Source organism: Chryseobacterium daeguense DSM 19388 (assembly GCF_000430825.1).
In the GTDB taxonomy this organism is placed as follows: Bacteria; Bacteroidota; Bacteroidia; order Flavobacteriales; family Weeksellaceae; genus Chryseobacterium; species Chryseobacterium daeguense.
This window is the reverse complement of the sequence record NZ_KE387263.1, coordinates 52048-68159: the sequence shown is the minus strand read 5'-3', so window position 1 is coordinate 68159 and position 16112 is coordinate 52048. Positions and strand designations below refer to the sequence as shown.

At 35.8% G+C, this 16112-nt stretch carries 16 protein-coding genes; all 16 read left to right on the top strand.

Going from position 1 to position 16112, the window contains the following annotated elements; genetic code table 11:
• Positions 1-226: 226 nt before the first annotated feature.
• On the top strand, positions 227-934 hold the full coding sequence (locus H560_RS0119735) for an SDR family oxidoreductase (RefSeq protein ID WP_027381569.1): 708 nt from the start codon (positions 227-229) through the stop codon (positions 932-934).
• A gap of 192 nt (positions 935-1126) precedes the next feature.
• A complete protein-coding gene (locus tag H560_RS0119730; protein WP_027381568.1) occupies positions 1127-1873 on the top strand; it encodes an electron transfer flavoprotein subunit beta/FixA family protein in 747 nt (248 codons plus the stop codon).
• A gap of 100 nt (positions 1874-1973) precedes the next feature.
• Positions 1974-2921: an electron transfer flavoprotein subunit alpha/FixB family protein gene (locus H560_RS0119725; RefSeq protein WP_027381567.1), complete on the top strand. Its 948-nt coding sequence runs from the start codon at positions 1974-1976 to the stop codon at positions 2919-2921.
• Positions 2922-3121: 200 nt separating this feature from the next.
• Positions 3122-3721 carry a bifunctional nuclease family protein gene (locus H560_RS0119720; protein ID WP_027381566.1) on the top strand — a complete coding sequence of 200 codons (600 nt, stop codon included), beginning with the start codon at positions 3122-3124 and terminating at the stop codon, positions 3719-3721.
• Positions 3722-3744: 23 nt separating this feature from the next.
• Entirely contained in the window at positions 3745-5127 is a 1383-nt protein-coding gene (locus H560_RS0119715) for a nucleoside permease (protein WP_027381565.1), read from the top strand.
• 114 nt (positions 5128-5241) lie between these two features.
• A complete protein-coding gene (locus tag H560_RS0119705; protein ID WP_027381564.1) occupies positions 5242-5793 on the top strand; it encodes an RNA polymerase sigma factor in 552 nt (183 codons plus the stop codon).
• The gene (locus H560_RS0119700; RefSeq protein WP_027381563.1) at positions 5759-6463 is read left to right on the top strand and encodes a hypothetical protein; all 705 of its coding nucleotides are present in this window, start codon (positions 5759-5761) and stop codon (positions 6461-6463) included. Before H560_RS0119705 ends, H560_RS0119700 begins: the two co-directional genes overlap by 35 nt.
• Before the next feature lie 79 nt (positions 6464-6542).
• Positions 6543-7628, top strand: coding sequence for a hypothetical protein (locus H560_RS0119695; protein WP_051289406.1), 1086 nt, complete (start codon positions 6543-6545; stop codon positions 7626-7628).
• Between the two features lie 147 nt (positions 7629-7775).
• Positions 7776-8159, top strand: a complete 384-nt coding sequence (locus H560_RS0119690) for a hypothetical protein (RefSeq protein WP_027381561.1) — start codon at positions 7776-7778, stop codon at positions 8157-8159.
• A 12-nt stretch (positions 8160-8171) separates the two neighbouring features.
• Complete coding sequence (locus H560_RS0119685; protein ID WP_027381560.1) at positions 8172-8621, top strand: hypothetical protein; 450 nt, start codon at positions 8172-8174, stop codon at positions 8619-8621.
• Positions 8622-8670: 49 nt separating this feature from the next.
• Positions 8671-9852: an acetyl-CoA C-acyltransferase gene (locus H560_RS0119680; RefSeq protein WP_027381559.1), complete on the top strand. Its 1182-nt coding sequence runs from the start codon at positions 8671-8673 to the stop codon at positions 9850-9852.
• A 211-nt stretch (positions 9853-10063) separates the two neighbouring features.
• The gene (locus H560_RS0119675) at positions 10064-11548 is read left to right on the top strand and encodes an MFS transporter (protein ID WP_027381558.1); all 1485 of its coding nucleotides are present in this window, start codon (positions 10064-10066) and stop codon (positions 11546-11548) included.
• 219 nt (positions 11549-11767) lie between these two features.
• Positions 11768-12694, top strand: a complete 927-nt coding sequence (locus H560_RS0119670; RefSeq protein WP_027381557.1) for a mevalonate kinase family protein — start codon at positions 11768-11770, stop codon at positions 12692-12694.
• A gap of 10 nt (positions 12695-12704) precedes the next feature.
• Positions 12705-13634, top strand: coding sequence for a UbiA family prenyltransferase (locus H560_RS0119665; protein ID WP_027381556.1), 930 nt, complete (start codon positions 12705-12707; stop codon positions 13632-13634).
• A 63-nt stretch (positions 13635-13697) separates the two neighbouring features.
• A complete protein-coding gene (locus H560_RS0119660) occupies positions 13698-14867 on the top strand; it encodes a proline dehydrogenase family protein (protein WP_027381555.1) in 1170 nt (389 codons plus the stop codon).
• Between the two features lie 192 nt (positions 14868-15059).
• Entirely contained in the window at positions 15060-16076 is a 1017-nt protein-coding gene (locus H560_RS0119655; RefSeq protein WP_027381554.1) for a T9SS type A sorting domain-containing protein, read from the top strand.
• Positions 16077-16112 lie beyond the last annotated feature (36 nt).

Genomic DNA, 16112 nt, shown 5'->3' with positions numbered 1-16112 from the left:
TTCATCAATTAATTTTTGATTTAATTAGATTTAGTAAGAAATTTGTTATCCCAGTTTGTTGAATTATTTTTTAATATTCAATATCATCAGCAAGTTAAATTTAAATTTTTTTAGCGTTCTCTTTTTTGGGAACGCTTTTTTTATTGTCCGGAATGATAAATCTTAGCTTATAAATAAAAAATATAACAGGGCTTTTTGTTATCTTTAAAGCTTTAATTCTAAAGCTATGATTGATAATAAAGTTGCCTATATTACAGGAGGAACAAAAGGAATAGGATTCGGAATTGCGAAAATTTTACTTCAAAATAATATTTCGGTAGCATTTTCGGGAAGAAAAAGAGATGATGTGGAAAAAGCTGAACAGGAATTAAAGCAGTATTCTCAAAATGTACTGGGAATTGTTTCTGATGTAAGAAGCCTGGAAAGCGAAGAAGAAGCCGTAAAGTACATCATCCAGAAATTCGGGAGGCTGGATTTTGTAATTGCTAATGCAGGTCTGGGGATTTTCAAACCTGTAGATCAGCTTTCAGCCGAAGAGTGGAATGATATGATTGAAACTAATTTAACCGGCGTTTTCTATACTTTAAAAGCCTCAGTAGAAGAATTAAAAAAGACGGAAGGGTATTATATCACCATTTCAAGCCTTGCAGGAGCCAATTTCTTTGAAAACGGGACAGGATACAATGCATCAAAATTCGGGGTAGTAGTCTTCACTCAGGCCGCTATGATTGACCTGAGAAAATATAATATTAAGTCCACTGTGATCATGCCGGGTTCGGTAGCGACAAACTTCAACGGAAATATACCTTCGGAAAAAGACGCATGGAAGATTCAGCCGGAGGATATGGGGAATCTCGTTTTGGATATTTTAAAAATGAATCCCCGTGTTTTACCAAGCAAGATTGAGTTTAGGGCATCACAACCAGGCAAATAAACACATCTAATGCGCTGAATAGTAAATTAATAAGTATTATGCATGCATAATATATTTTTTAATTATATTAGCAAAAATTAATTAAACAAAATCTCCGTATAAAATAACCCTAATTTTATACAAAACGAATAATAAATAGTACACATGTAACCGAAAGGTTGCGTATGACCATTAAAACAATAAGAACAACATATGAAAATATTAGTTTGTATCAGTAGTGTTCCGGATACTACTTCCAAAATTAACTTTACGGCAGATAAATCTGCTTTCGACAAAAACGGAATTCAGTGGGTAATCAACCCGTTAGATGAATTTGCGTTAACAAAAGCGATTAAACTTCAGGAATCTCAGGGTGCTACTGTAACGGTAATCAATGTAGGTGATGCTGTAACAGAGCCTGTGATCAGAAAAGCATTGGCAATAGGAGCAAATGACGCGGTAAGAGTAAATCTTGACCCGAAAGACAGCTATTCTACAGCAAAAGAAATTGCTGCTGTGGCTCAAAACGGAGGATATGATTTAATACTTTGTGGTAAAGAATCTATCGATTATAATGGAGGATCTGTTCCGGGAATGGTGGCTCAGCTGCTGAACCAGCCTTTCGTAAACGCATCCGTAGGTCTTGACGTGAATGGAAGCGAGGCTACTGCGGTAAGAGAAATTGAAGGTGGTAAAGAAACCATTTCTGTAAAATTACCTGCTGTAATCGCTGGTCAGAAAGGGTTGGTGGACGAAAAAGATCTTATTATTCCAAATATGAGAGGGATTATGTCTGCAAGAACAAAACCTTTGCAGGTAGTAGAACCTTCATCTTCTGAAGTGAAAGTTCAGGGAGTTTCTTACGACAGTGTACCTCCAAGAGCAGCTGTTAAGCTAGTTTCTCCTGATAATCTGGATGAATTGGTAAGATTACTTCACGAAGAAGCAAAAGTAATTTAAAAGCTGGAGTTGGAGGTCAGAAAACGGAAGTTTAATCCGACATCTAAATCCACTTTAATCTTTTAATCATTAAATCTTTTAATTTTTAAATTTAAAACAAATGGCAGTATTCGTATACGCAGAAAATATAAACGGAGTTTACAAAAAAGCGGCTTTTGAAGCAGTTTCTTATGCTAAAGCTGTGGCAGATCAGGCTGGTGAAACAGTAACTGCAATTGCGGTAAACCCTACAGATTCTTCAGATTTATTATATAAATATGGAGCATCCAATGTAATCAATATTAAAGATGAAGGTCTTAAAAATTTCTCGGCTAAGGCATTCGCTCAGGCTGTAAATGAAGTGGCAGACGGAAACATCATCGTTTTCCCTCACACTACAGACGCTTCATCCATTGCTCCCATGTTGGCAGTAATGAAAAACTATTCATTAATCACCAATGTATTGGCGGCACCGGAAAGCCTTTCTCCGATTCAGATCAAAAGAAAAGCGTTCTCCGGAAAAGGTTTTATGCTTGCAAAAGCAGAAGGAAACGGCGTGATCATCACAGTTTCTCAAAATGCTTTCGGTGTTAAAGAAAATACGGTTTCAGGTTCAGAAGAAGTGAAAAATCTATCTGTGGCCAATGAAGATACTAAGGTGATTTCTCATGAGCAAAGCTCAGGAAAATTAGATTTAAAAGAGGCTGAGATTGTAGTTTCTGCAGGAAGAGGGATGAAAGGTCCTGAAAACTGGGGTATGATCGAAGAGCTGGCAAACGTATTAGGCGCTGCAACAGCTTGTTCTAAGCCGGTTTCGGATATAGGATGGAGACCTCACACAGAGCACGTAGGGCAGACTGGTAAAGCAATTTCACCAAACCTTTACATCGCGGTAGGTATTTCCGGAGCTATTCAGCATCTGGCTGGGGTAAACTCTTCTAAAACGATTGTTGTGATCAATAATGACCCGGAATCTCCATTCTTCAAGTCTGCAGATTATGGGGTAGTAGGAGATGCTTTCCAGATTATTCCTGCGCTTACAGAGAAAATCAAAGCAATTAAAGGATAAGAAAAGTAAATTGTGAATGGTTAATCCGCTTCGCTTGTTAATTAATTTATCTAAAAATTCACTTGCAAAGCAAAAATCACTTATGAAATATATTCACAATTCACAAATCATACAATTCACATATAAAAGCCCCATTTCGGGCTTTTATTTTTGTCTAAAAAAGTGAAAACACAACAAAAATTTAATCTATATTTGTAGCTATGGATTATAAACAGCTAATCATTCGAGGGATATCGTACAGCCAAACACAATCAGGAGCGTACGCATTATTATTGGAACATGAAGAGACACATATTAAATTGCCTGTTGTTATAGGAAACTTCGAGGCTCAATCCATTTCTCTGGGGCTTGAGAAAGATATTCATCCGCCCCGTCCTCTTACCCACGATTTATTCACAAAATTTATAGTTTCTGCCAATTATGAGCTGGTCTCTGTGATCATCTATCAGATTGTAGACGGCGTTTTCTTTTCTAATATCAATTTTAAAAATAAAAGTAACGACGAAGAGCTGATTCTTGATGCAAGAACTTCAGATGCTGTCGCTATGGCAGTAAGATTTGATGCACCTATTTTCACTACCCAGCAGGTACTGAATGAAGCAGGGATCTTACTAGAGCTGGAAGATGTTTCAAAAGAGGAAGAGCCGTTTTCAGAATCTGTTCCTGCAGAAGATAATCTGAAATCTGTTTCTATGGAAGAGCTTCAGAAATTACTTGAAGAAGCCGTAAAAGAAGAAGATTACGACACTGCTCTGGAGATTCAGGAGGAAATCAAAAGAAGGAAAAAAAGAATTGATTAAAGTAGAGATATTTAATAATAACTATGAATTTAAAATTACGACTTACCATCCTCAGTTTTCTCCAGTTTTTCGTCTGGGGAGCATGGCTGATTACGATGGCTAATTTTTGGTTCGGGACAAAACACTGGGACAGTGCACAGTTTGGTGCTGTTTTTGGAACAATGGGGATTGCTTCCATTTTTATGCCGACCATTACGGGAATTATTGCGGACCGATGGGTGAATGCTGAAAGGATTTTTGCGGTTTTGCATATTCTTTACGGAATCGTACTTTTTGTTTTACCGAATTCCGCAGATCCTAATTCCTTCTTTTATGTAATGCTCATTGCCATGTGCTGTTACATGCCTACTATTGCCCTGTGTAATTCTATTTCTTATACCATTCTTAAAAACAGCAATCTGGATGTGATAAAAGATTTTCCTCCGATTCGTGTTTGGGGAACGGTAGGTTTTATTGTAGCCATGTGGATTACCAATCTTACAGGTAGCAAGGCCACGGAAGGGCAGTTTTATATTGCAGGAGCAATGGCTGTTTTCTTGGGTATTTATGCTTTGACGCTGCCAAAATGCCCTCCGCAAAAATTAATTGATAAACAGGCTCCTTTATCTGAGCAATTGGGCTTAAATGCTTTTAAACTTTTTAAAAGTTATAAGACTGCCTTATTTTTCTTATTCTCAATGTTGCTGGGTGCGGCTTTACAGCTTACGAATGCATACGGAGATGTTTTCTTAAGCGAATTTGAGCATTTTCCTAAATACGCAGATTCTTTTGTGGTGCAGAGATCTACAATAATCATGTCTATCTCACAGGTTTCCGAGACATTATTCATCTTGGCCATTCCATTCTTTTTAAAGAAGTTTGGGATTAAAAAAGTAATGTTGATATCCATGCTGGCCTGGGTATTAAGGTTCGGATTTTTTGCCTATGGAGTTCCGGATGGTTGGGGATTAAGCCTTATTATCCTGTCTTGTATCGTTTACGGAATGGCATTCGATTTCTTCAATATTTCCGGGTCTCTTTTTGTGGAAACTACTACAGATAAGAAGATTCGTTCTTCAGCTCAGGGCTTATTTATGATGATGACGAACGGTTTCGGAGCGGTTTTCGGTAGTTATATTGCAGGTTGGGCAATTGATAAATTCTTCACGCATCAGTTTACAACAGCTTCATCCTTATCTACATATCTTGAAACTACGCCAGATAATCCTATATTTTTGAAAATTCTTAAAAAGAGTTTCAATGCTGCGGTAAATCCAGACGGAACGCTTTCATCCATTGTAATGGTAAAAGACTGGCCGAATATCTGGCTTTCTTTTGCAGCCTATGCTTTGGTTCTGGCTGTACTTTTTGCTATTCTGTTTCAGCATAAGCATGACCCTAACGAAGTTTCGGATGTAAAACATTAATATTATTTAATGATTTTTAAAATATTAAATTGCACTTTCAAAAAAAAGTGCAATTTTTTTGTTTTCCAGGCAACCATTTGAAAATTATTCCGTCTTATAGATAGAAACTGATACATGAGGCATTTAGAAGAGTATTTTAAATTAGCAAAAAGGCAGGATCGGAAAGGGCAAAAGGCTCTTTACGATATGTTTTCGGCAAAAATGCTCGCGATTGCAAATTCTTATACAAACAATCTTCAGGATGCGGAAGATATTTTAATGAATTCATTCATGAAATGTTTCACAAAGATTGATGAATGCAGGGAGTGGAAAAGCTTTCCTTTCTGGCTCAGAAAAATAGTGGTGAACGATGCGATAAACTTTATCCGGAAGAATAAAAACCTGCTGTATGTGGATGTGGAAATTGCAGATTATTCAGATGATGATTTTAATGCGAATTTTGATGAGGTTAATATCGAAGAAATTTTTTCTCAAATGCCGATTGGCTATAGGTTGATTTTTAATCTGTATGTATTTGAAGAGAAAAAGCATCAGGAAATTGCGGAAATTCTTAACATTTCTGAAGGCACGAGTAAAAGCCAGCTCAGTAAAGCTAAAAAATGGATCGCGGACTATTTAAAAACGAAAGAAAATGAAAAAAGAAATACTGAATCAGTTAAAATCTGATTATGATAAGCTTGAAATAAAGCCCTCCGCCGATCTGTGGGACAGAATGGAGCTTGAGCTTAATAATAAGCCTGTTTTGAGCTCTAAAAAGTCTTTTGAGTGGATGAAATATGCTGCGGTCGTATTGCTGTTAATTTCTTTTGGAGCTGTTTTTTATTTTAGTTCAAATGAAAATTTTGATAAAAAAAATGCAATTGCAGTAAACAAAACAGGCGCAATTAAAAATATAAAGAAAACTGTCCGGAAAATAGAAATTATTAATTCAAATATAAATCAGCCCGAAAATAATACAATTTCTTCCACCGAAATCAGTGAAGAAAAGCGGGAGAGGAAAATAGAAATAATCCAATATCATCCTTTGCAGGTAACTATTAATCAGTTAATTATGAATGAAGAGGAAAAAGTAGCTGAAATTAATAAAAATCCTGAAATTCAGGAAGTAATTACTCAGCATACTGAAAAACCGGCAATAACTGAAAAGAAAAGATCAAGCTACATCAAAGCGGACGATTTGCTGCTGGGAAGGGAGTTCGAAAAGACCCGTGAAGAAAGCCGGAATCATGGCAGAAGCTTTGGTGTTTTGGATATGGATAAAATCAAAATTAAAAGTCCCAATTCTTTCAAAATTCTTGGAATGACGGTGTTTTCCGATTCTTTGGATTCAAAATAAATCTTAATTCTTTAACGTAAATAAGACTGTTCTGAAAACGGACAGAGGTAAAATATTGTCTAAAATTTAAATCTAAAATATGAAAAAGAAAATTACTTTAATAACCGCTGTAATGGCTTTTTCCTACACTTTTGCACAGGAAAATCCACATCTGGAAACCTATTCCAAAAGGATCGACAGCATTGTGGTTTCAGAAAAATTAAAAATGAATGCTGAGCTGGATGAAGTAGACCGGAATTTTAAGGATAAAAAAATAACTGCACAAGAGAAACAGCAAAAAAGATCCGAAATTGCTTCTAAATATGAGCAAATTATTAATGAAAAGGTAGACGGGCAGCAGTCTGAGCTTGAAGATGCTACAAAAGTAATGGTGAAAAATGCAGTTCTGGGAGCAAATGATTCTATAAAAGAAAAAGGAAAAAACCAATTGCAGCTGGGATTAGGCGGCGTAAAAATGAAACTTAATGCCGATAAAAAAACTCCAAAAGATTACCTTACCGTTCGGGATTTAACCATCAGCTTTATTGGTGCCAACCTCACTTCCAAAAATGAACCTTTCAGGTTTTACAGCAAAGATTCTGATGTAAGAACTACGGTTTATAATTCCTATAGCTTTGCTTTTACTTATGAATATCAGTTGGGGGGCTTCAGAAGTCCGGTTTTTTATAAAATAGGACTTGGTGTACGCTCAGATAACTTCAGACCAAAATATAATAAAGTTTTTACTCAGGAAAACAACAAGCTGGAGGTAACAGATTTTACCCGGGGAAATCTCCGCGATACCCGTCTGAATAACACTTACATTTACATTCCTGTAGATCTCAGATTTGTATTAAATCCTAAATATACTGACTATGAAGGTGTGAAATATTTAGACAACAGGAAAAGCCAGCTGAGTATTATTGCAGGTATTTACGGTGGTGTAAGAGCTGGAAGTGTGATATATAATAAGTATTCTACTGAGTTTACAAAAAGAATTACAGAACGCCAAAGGCTGATGCATGGAGTAAATGATCTTATTTTCGGTGCTAAGCTGGGAATCGGGTACGGAGGGCTCAATTTATTCATCCAAAAAGATTTTACTCCCGCTTTCAATGATAATGCCATGCTGAAGAAGAAATACGGACTCCAGATAGGTATCGAAATAGCAAATGTCAATTTTTAATTTAGTAATAATGTTAATGATATCTTACGAAATTTTTAAAATTATTATTGATTTTTTAATATAAATAATTGATTGTCTATAAAATTCAATTTTTAAAACACACTGATTTTAAGTGTGTTTTTTTTTGTATTTTGGTACTTTAGAAATATGAAAAATATTCAGTTATTAGGTTTATTATTAGTGGTTGTAGGAAGTTTCCTGCCATTGGTTCATGTTCCTGTTATCGGAAACTGGAACTACTGGAAGCTTGACCATTATCTGGCCATTACCTGCTGGATCTTTTCTGCAGGCGCTCTTACCGGAATTGTGAATAACAGTGCAAAAACAGCAAAAATTTTTGGAATTCTTTTAGTTCTGCTGTTTATCTTTACCTTATTTGCTGTGAAGGTTCAGGCTTTTCAGTACTTCAGCTTTTTACCATTTAAATCATGGCAGGAAAAGCTGGCCGGAATTGTAAAGCTGAAATGGGGCTGGATTGTAGAATTTCTGGGTGCTTTCATTATTATCTTTGTAAAAAATAACAATAAATAAATCAACACAGATATGAACTTTTTTAAACTATTTTCAGTAGCGGTATTATTTTTAGGAGCTTCCCAATTCAATGCTCAAAAAAAGACAGAGACTGTTCAAAAGAAAACAGTTCCTCAACAAAAGGCTGTAGATAATCCTACAAAATGCAGCAATATTAAAGAAGGGACATTTTTACGCACCAATTATCCTAAAAACCTTTGGTATATGACCGTAAAGGATAATGTGCAGACGGAATTTTACAATGATGGTAAAGGTTATGTAAAATCAAACATGATTTTCCTTGATGATTGTAATTATAAAGCCATTGTTCTTGAAGTAAAAGGAAATGACCGTATAAAAGTGGATGACGTTTTTACAAATAAAATTGTTGCCACTCAAGACAATTATATTAAATTACAAACAAAGGTAAAAGGAGATAACTACGATTTGATTTTAGTTAAAGCAAAAGAAAACAAAAAATAGAAATATAAGGTAAAGCCGGAAGGCTTTCAAATTAAAATTAAAGTATAACATGAAAGAAGTATTCATAGTTTCCGCAGTAAGAACTCCGATGGGAAGTTTTATGGGAAGTTTATCAACGGTTCCTGCGACTAAGTTGGGTTCTGTTGCCGTAAAGGGAGCATTAGATAAAATCGGTCTTGATCCGAAATTGGTTCAGGAAATCTATATGGGGAACGTTTTACAGGCGGGAGAAGGACAGGCTCCGGCCCGTCAGGTAGCTTTGGGGGCGGGGCTTTCCAATGAAACGCCTTCCACTACGGTAAATAAAGTTTGTGCTTCAGGGATGAAGGCTGTTACGATGGCTGCACAGGCTATTAAAGCTGGTGATGCAGATGTAATCGTTGCTGGAGGTATGGAAAATATGTCTTCCGTTCCTCACTATTATAATGCAAGAAATGCTACCAAATTAGGTGACATAAAAATGCAGGATGGAATGGTTTTAGACGGTCTTACAGACGTTTACAACAAAGTTCACATGGGAGTTTGTGCTGAGAAATGTGCCACTGACTACAGCATTTCAAGAGAAGAGCAGGATAATTTCGCTATTGAATCTTATAAAAGAGCCGCAAAAGCCTGGAGTGAAGGGAAATTTGCTGAAGAAGTTGTTCCTGTATCTATTCCTCAGAGAAAAGGGGATCCGGTAGTTTTCGCTGAAGATGAAGAATATAAAGCGGTAAATTTCGACAGAATCCCGACTCTTCCTACAGTTTTCAAAAAAGAAGAAGGAACGGTAACAGCAGCAAATGCTTCTACCTTGAATGACGGAGCTTCTGCGTTGATCCTTGTTTCTAAAGAAAAAATGGAAGAATTAGGGCTTAAGCCATTAGCAAAAATCATTTCTTATGCTGATGCTGCTCAGGCACCGGAAGATTTCACGACAGCGCCTTCAAAAGCATTGCCGATCGCCCTTAAAAAAGCAGGATTGGAACTTACAGATATAGATTTCTTCGAGTTTAATGAAGCTTTCTCTGTTGTAGGATTAGCAAATAATAAAATCTTAGGATTAGACGCTTCTAAAGTGAATGTAAACGGTGGAGCAGTGGCTATTGGCCACCCGCTGGGAAGTTCTGGTTCGAGAATTATCGTTACTTTAATCAATGTTTTGAAACAAAATAACGGAAAATTAGGAGCTGCAGCCATCTGTAACGGTGGTGGCGGTGCTTCAGCCATTGTTATTGAAAATATGCAATAATATTTTTTAAATAAATATCAAAATCCGGAAGTTCTGCTTTCGGATTTTTTAGTAATTTTCACGCTAGAAACCTAACAGGTTTGATTCAAGCCGCCTCTTGTCTTAAAAAGATTTTAAAATTAACAAAACAATAAAATTTCATCGAAAGAAAATAAAAACAGCCGAATATTCAATGGTTTTTTTATTTTTGTGCTACTAATATTTATTTGAAATGTCTGAAATTGAGAATCAACAACCTCAAAATATAAAGAACAATCCAAAGATCATGAAAGCCTGGGCGGTTTATGACTGGGCAAATTCTGTATATTCTCTGGTAATTACATCTACCATTTTCCCGATTTATTATTCCATTCTTACAACGGCCTACGAAAAGAAGGAATATGTCGCGGAAACAAAATCCTGGATAGATGTTCCTGTACGTCACATGATTAAGATTTTCGGAAAAGAATACCAGCCCGATGCGGTTTACGGATATTCTTTAACGATCTCCTTTTTTATAGTGGTTTTATTGTCTCCCTTTTTATCTTCTCTTGCGGATACTATTGGAAACAAAAAATCTTTCCTGCAGTTTTTCTGCTACTTGGGAGCTACTTCGTGTATGGGATTGGCCATGTTTACGGGAATGCACAATGTTTTTCTGGGCCTTTTATTTAGCATTACGGCCAGTGTCGGGTTCTGGGGCAGCTTGGTGTTTTATAACTCATTTTTACCGGATATTGCGACGCGTGATAAGCAGGATGCACTTTCTGCAAGAGGATATGTTTACGGATATATTGGTTCTGTAGTTTTAGTGGTAATTTGTTTATTATTAATTCAGGTATTTGCAAAAGGGGCGGCACAGCAGCTTTTATTTACGAGAATAAGCTTTTTACTTACCGGAGCATGGTGGTTTGGCTTTTCACAATATACCTTTAAACACCTCCCTCAGTTTGGGGATGTAAAAGAAAAACTTCCAAAAGATTTGGTATTATTAAATTATAAGAACATCTTCAAAAGACATGAAGAGCAGGGCGGTTTTTTCGAGGTTTTAAAAGATAATCTAAGCTTTTATAAAGATATCGCGAAAGAAAGCTTCCATGAATTATTTAAAGTAGGAAATGAACTGTTTAAGGACAAAAACCTTAAGTTTTTCCTGTCCAGTTTCTTCTTTTACAGTGTGGGGATGCAGACCATTTTCCTGATGGCTACTTTATTCGGAAAGAGTGAGATCAATCTTGCTCAGGATAAATTAATAGGAACACTTCTGGTAATACAGATTGAGGCTATTATCGGGGCTGTAATCTTCTCAAAACTCTCCAAAAGAATCGGGAATAAAAATGTAATTTCCATTGCTATTGTTTTATGGATTGTAGCGTGTATCTGGGCGTATTTCTTAAACAAAGAGAATCCTACCGTAGAATATCAGTTTTATGGTGTGGCGGCAGTAGTAGGACTGGTAATGGGAGGTCTTCAGGCGATGTCGAGGTCTACTTATTCCAAACTTTTACCGGAAGATTCCATGGAAAATACTACTTTTTTCAGTTTTTATGATGTTTTGGAAAAGATTGCCATTATCATAGGGACGTTCATTTTTGCTACGTTAATCGAACATTTTAACAATATGAGAATCGCTGCATTATCTATGACGATCTTCTTCGGAGCCGGACTTTTGATGATAAGGTTTGTGAAAATAAGTATTCTTAAAGACAACAAATAATCAAAATTGATTTCATAAAGCAATAAGTTTTAAATATATGTTAAAAAAAGCCTGGGAATCTCAGGCTTTTTTAGTATCTTTAATACGGTAAACACAGATTTTTTAACATTGTTAAAAGTGAAAATTATTCTGCTGTAAAATTATTCCGGAATTCGGCTTGAATTTTGCTTATATTCAGCGAAATAATTTTTAAATTTGCAAAAAAATTTATTTAAATAAATGACAAACCCACTATTTTACGCAAAAATTCTTTTGTTTGGAGAATACGGAATCATAGAAGATTCCCAAGGTTTGACATTACCTTATAGTTTTTATAAAGGTACCCTCAAGTTTTCATCATTGGATTCCGAATTTGAAAAAAAGTCTAATGATCATCTTATTAAATACTCAGATTACCTTCAAGATCTGGAGCTTCCGGAAGGTTTTGAACTTAATGTATCAAAATTCAGGGAAGAAATATCAAAAGGATTATTTTTCGACAGCAATATTCCACAAGGATATGGAGTGGGCAGCTCAGGCGCTTTGGTAGCGGCTATTTTTGAGCGTTATTCAATTTCCAGGCATGAACCAGAAAATATTTCTAAAGATGAATTAAAAAGCCTTAGAAAGGTTTTTGGTTTAATGGAAAGCTATTTTCACGGTAAAAGTTCAGGAATTGATCCTCTGATCTGCTACATGAATCTTCCTATTCTTATTGAAAGTAAAGAAAGTGTAGACAAGGTTGCTATCCCGGCAAGTGAAGCCGGAAAAGGAGCCATTTTCTTAATTGACTCAGGAATGACGGGCGAAACAGGACCGATGATTCAGATTTTCTTTGAAAAAATGAAAACAGAAGGTTTCAGAAAAACGCTGAAAGAAGAATTTATCCGTTATAATAATGCATGTATTGATTCTTTCTTAAAAAAAGACATGAATCCATTCTTCAGAAATCTCAAAAAACTTTCCCATTGGGCTTACGAACATTTCCGTCCGATGATCCCGGAAAGTTTGTTTAAGGTCTGGAAAAAAGGACTTGATTCTAATGCCTATTACCTAAAACTTTGCGGAAGTGGCGGAGGAGGCTATATTTTAGGCTTTACCAAAGACTATGCAAAAGCAGAAAAAATGCTTGACGGCTTCCATAAAGAGGTGATTTACAGATTTTAATTAAGTTGGAATGAATTCTGAAAAAGAAAATTTCCAACAGAAAAACTATATCCAAAAATCTTTTTTTTACAGATTTTCACAATTTGTGGGCTTTCTTCTGGGGGCTCGCTTTTTTGTTGCTATTCTGCTCACTTTTGCATTGTATGTTTCTACGTTTTTCCTTTTTAATCAGGATGAAACTTTCAGGAAATTTGTTTTTGATTTTAAAGTTCACGGCATTATTTTTTGTACGGTTCTTACCATTCTGGCGGGAGGAATCATCAATCAATTTTATGATTTTGAAAAAGATCATATTGTAAAGCCTTTCAGAACGAGGATTCAGAGCTTTATCAAGCAAAGGTATTTTTTATATGTTTATTTATTTTTTTCAATTATTTCTTTAGGAACTGCGTGGCTGATTTCTTACCGTGTATTGATTTTTTTTCTTGTTTATCAGTTTTTTATGTGGTTTTACAGCCATAAATTAAGCCGAATTCTGATATTAAATAACCTTACATTTGTAAGCCTTACTTTATATCCATTCTTTGGGATGATGGTCTATTATGAAACTTTTTCCAAAAAAGTGCTGTTGATGGCAATTTTCCTTTTCTTAATTCTGTTATGTATTGATATTGTGAAAGATACATTAACGAAAAGTGTTGATAAAGCTTTCGGTTATATTACCATCCCGAATTATTTTAAAAGTAAAAAAACCAAGATCATTATAACTTCTTTGCTCGCTATCACGATGGCTGTTTCTATGAAGCTGATCCTAAGAACCGGAATTTCAGGATTTATGGCTTATTATTTTGCAGGCGGATTATTTGTAATGATTCTTTGTATTTATCTGATTCTGAACAACTCCAGAAAAAGTAATTTTGTGACACTTAATATTTTAAGATTCTGGGTTTTTGTAGGAATCATCGCAATGCTTTTAAACGGGCTGGAAGGGAAATTATAGAAAATTTTCTAGAAAAAACCTTACATTTTCTTATCTTCGCAAAACCTTAAATTTATATAAGTAATGCCCATTTTTAACGATACAAAAGTCGCGTTTGCAGACAAATCTGATGCACAGCTTAGGAAAGCGTATTGGATGTTCAAGATGATAGAGCAGCCGGCCCTTACAAAAGTTGGAACTTCGGTTCTCAATTTCTCGGTTCATAATAATTTTCCTTTCGTTACCGGAATTGTAAAAAATACTTTATTTGAGCAGTTTTGCGGTGGCGAAACGCGTGAAGAAAGCATGAAAGTGGTGAAGCAGCTTTTCAAAAGCGGAGTTGGAAGTATCTTCGATTATTCTATTGAAGGTAAGGAAGATGAGGCTACATTTGATGCCGTTTGTAATGAAATTAAGGATATTGTGAAATTTTCAGTGGGAAATCCTGCAATTCCGTTTATCGTTTTTAAGCCTACTGCTTTCGGTAGAATCGATTTATATGAAGCTGTAGGGAAAAATGCAGAACTGACTTCTAGCCAGAAAGAAGAATGGGAAAGAGTGATAAAAAGATTTGACGAAGTATGTAAACTATGCCATGAGCATGATAAAAAAGTAATGGTAGATGCGGAAGAAACCTGGATGCAGGACGCAGCAGATCATCTTTGTGAAGAAATGATGGAAAAATATAATCAGGAAAAACCTATTGTATGGAATACCATCCAGATGTACAGAACCGGCAGGCTGGAATATATGGAAGAGCATCTGCAGAGAGCTAAAGAAAAGGGGTATTTCATTGGCTATAAGATTGTTCGTGGTGCTTATATGGAAAAAGAAAGAGCAAGAGCCGCAGAAAAAGGCTATCCGGATCCTATCCAGCCAACGAAAGATGCTTCAGATAAAAATTATAATGCAGGAATTGATTTTGTAATGAATCATCTTGATAAAGTTTCCGCTTTTTTCGGAACCCACAATGAAATTTCATCTGAGCTTGTTATGGACAAAATGAAAGCTGCAGGACTGCAAAATGATAATCCTCATGTATATTTCGGACAGCTTTACGGAATGAGTGATAATATTACGTTCTATCTGTCTGATAAAGGCTATAATGCAGCAAAATACCTGCCGTATGGCCCAGTAAAAGATGTAGTGCCCTATCTTACAAGAAGAGCCCAGGAAAACACTTCTGTAGCAGGACAAACCGGGCGTGAGCTTGGTCTTATTAAAAAAGAATTGGAAAGAAGAAGAAAGAATTAAAAAAGTTCTTCATAATAATAACGAGCCTCACATTTGTGGGGCTTTTACTTTTAAAAATGTGGTATGTTAAATTGGTGAAAATTATTTTATTTATCGATTATATTAATATAATAATAAAAAATAGTCTTTTTATTTGCTAAATTAATTCAAATTATTATATTTGATTGAATTAACAAAAAAAACTAAATACTCATGAAAAAAATTCTACTTGCTGCTGTTGCTTTGGTAGCAAACATTACATTAGCACAAACCTACAATAATGGAGGTTTAAGTACTGGAGCCACTTCCAAGAGTGGAGTTGCCGCACCTGCAGGCTACACGTGGTCTGAAGTTCAGAATAACACAGGAAATACAACGGAATCCAATACAAATGCCGGATATGGAGGAACTTACAGTTCCACAACTGCAAGCTTTTTTATTGCAGATGATTTTACGATCCCGGCAGGGCAGACCTGGAATATTACCTCCATCGATTTTTTTGCTTATCAAACGGGTTATGCGGGTACTACATCTCCTTTTAACACTGTGAGGGTGAATATTTTCAGTTCTGATCCTTCCGTAACCGGAGCTGCAAGTGTTTTCGGAAATGATACTACCAACAGGTTCTTATCAAGCATAGACTCCAATATGTACAGAGTTTTCAACACTCAGGTTCCTACCGCTTCTACACCCGGAACTACCAGAAAAATCTGGAAAGTTACAGCTTCTACACCTGTTTCACTTACGGCTGGAACGTATTGGGTTAAGTATCAGCTTCAGAACGTGGTTACAGCCAGTGCCGGATTTTTACCTCCAGTTACAATTGCAGGAACAAGAGGGCTTCCTGGCTGGAATGCAAAGCAAAATGATGCGATTACTGGTAATTGGACTTCTTTAATTGATGACGGAAATCCAGCCACCGCCACAGACTATCCAATGGATATGCCGTTTATCGTGAATTTCACAACTACAGGTTTAGGAACAAGCGAGGTAATGCAATATGACAACAGAGTGCAGGTCTATCCAAATCCTGTGAAAGATATGTTTAAAATTAATAATCCGGAAAAAATCAAGATTTCTAATGTTGAAATTATAGACATATCCGGGAAGATTATTAAAAACTTAAAAGCTTCTGAAGAATATAATGTTTCGGATTTACCTAAAGGAAATTATATCCTTAAAATTAAAAGTAGTGAAGCTACAAAAATTACAAAACTTATAAAGCAATAGCTTTAGTTTTCTTCTTCAAATATTTTTGGCCTGATC

Bases quoted from the DNA above. Each gene is read 5' to 3' on its own strand.
- H560_RS0119735 (WP_027381569.1), top strand. From the start codon at position 227: ATGATTGATAATAAAGTTGCCTATATTACAGGAGGAACAAAAGGAATA.
- H560_RS0119730 (WP_027381568.1), top strand. From the start codon at position 1,127: ATGAAAATATTAGTTTGTATCAGTAGTGTTCCGGATACTACTTCCAAA.
- H560_RS0119725 (WP_027381567.1), top strand. From the start codon at position 1,974: ATGGCAGTATTCGTATACGCAGAAAATATAAACGGAGTTTACAAAAAA.
- H560_RS0119720 (WP_027381566.1), top strand. From the start codon at position 3,122: ATGGATTATAAACAGCTAATCATTCGAGGGATATCGTACAGCCAAACA.
- H560_RS0119715 (WP_027381565.1), top strand. From the start codon at position 3,745: ATGAATTTAAAATTACGACTTACCATCCTCAGTTTTCTCCAGTTTTTC.
- H560_RS0119705 (WP_027381564.1), top strand. From the start codon at position 5,242: ATGAGGCATTTAGAAGAGTATTTTAAATTAGCAAAAAGGCAGGATCGG.
- H560_RS0119700 (WP_027381563.1), top strand. From the start codon at position 5,759: ATGAAAAAAGAAATACTGAATCAGTTAAAATCTGATTATGATAAGCTT.
- H560_RS0119695 (WP_051289406.1), top strand. From the start codon at position 6,543: ATGAAAAAGAAAATTACTTTAATAACCGCTGTAATGGCTTTTTCCTAC.
- H560_RS0119690 (WP_027381561.1), top strand. From the start codon at position 7,776: ATGAAAAATATTCAGTTATTAGGTTTATTATTAGTGGTTGTAGGAAGT.
- H560_RS0119685 (WP_027381560.1), top strand. From the start codon at position 8,172: ATGAACTTTTTTAAACTATTTTCAGTAGCGGTATTATTTTTAGGAGCT.
- H560_RS0119680 (WP_027381559.1), top strand. From the start codon at position 8,671: ATGAAAGAAGTATTCATAGTTTCCGCAGTAAGAACTCCGATGGGAAGT.
- H560_RS0119675 (WP_027381558.1), top strand. From the start codon at position 10,064: ATGTCTGAAATTGAGAATCAACAACCTCAAAATATAAAGAACAATCCA.
- H560_RS0119670 (WP_027381557.1), top strand. From the start codon at position 11,768: ATGACAAACCCACTATTTTACGCAAAAATTCTTTTGTTTGGAGAATAC.
- H560_RS0119665 (WP_027381556.1), top strand. From the start codon at position 12,705: ATGAATTCTGAAAAAGAAAATTTCCAACAGAAAAACTATATCCAAAAA.
- H560_RS0119660 (WP_027381555.1), top strand. From the start codon at position 13,698: ATGCCCATTTTTAACGATACAAAAGTCGCGTTTGCAGACAAATCTGAT.
- H560_RS0119655 (WP_027381554.1), top strand. From the start codon at position 15,060: ATGAAAAAAATTCTACTTGCTGCTGTTGCTTTGGTAGCAAACATTACA.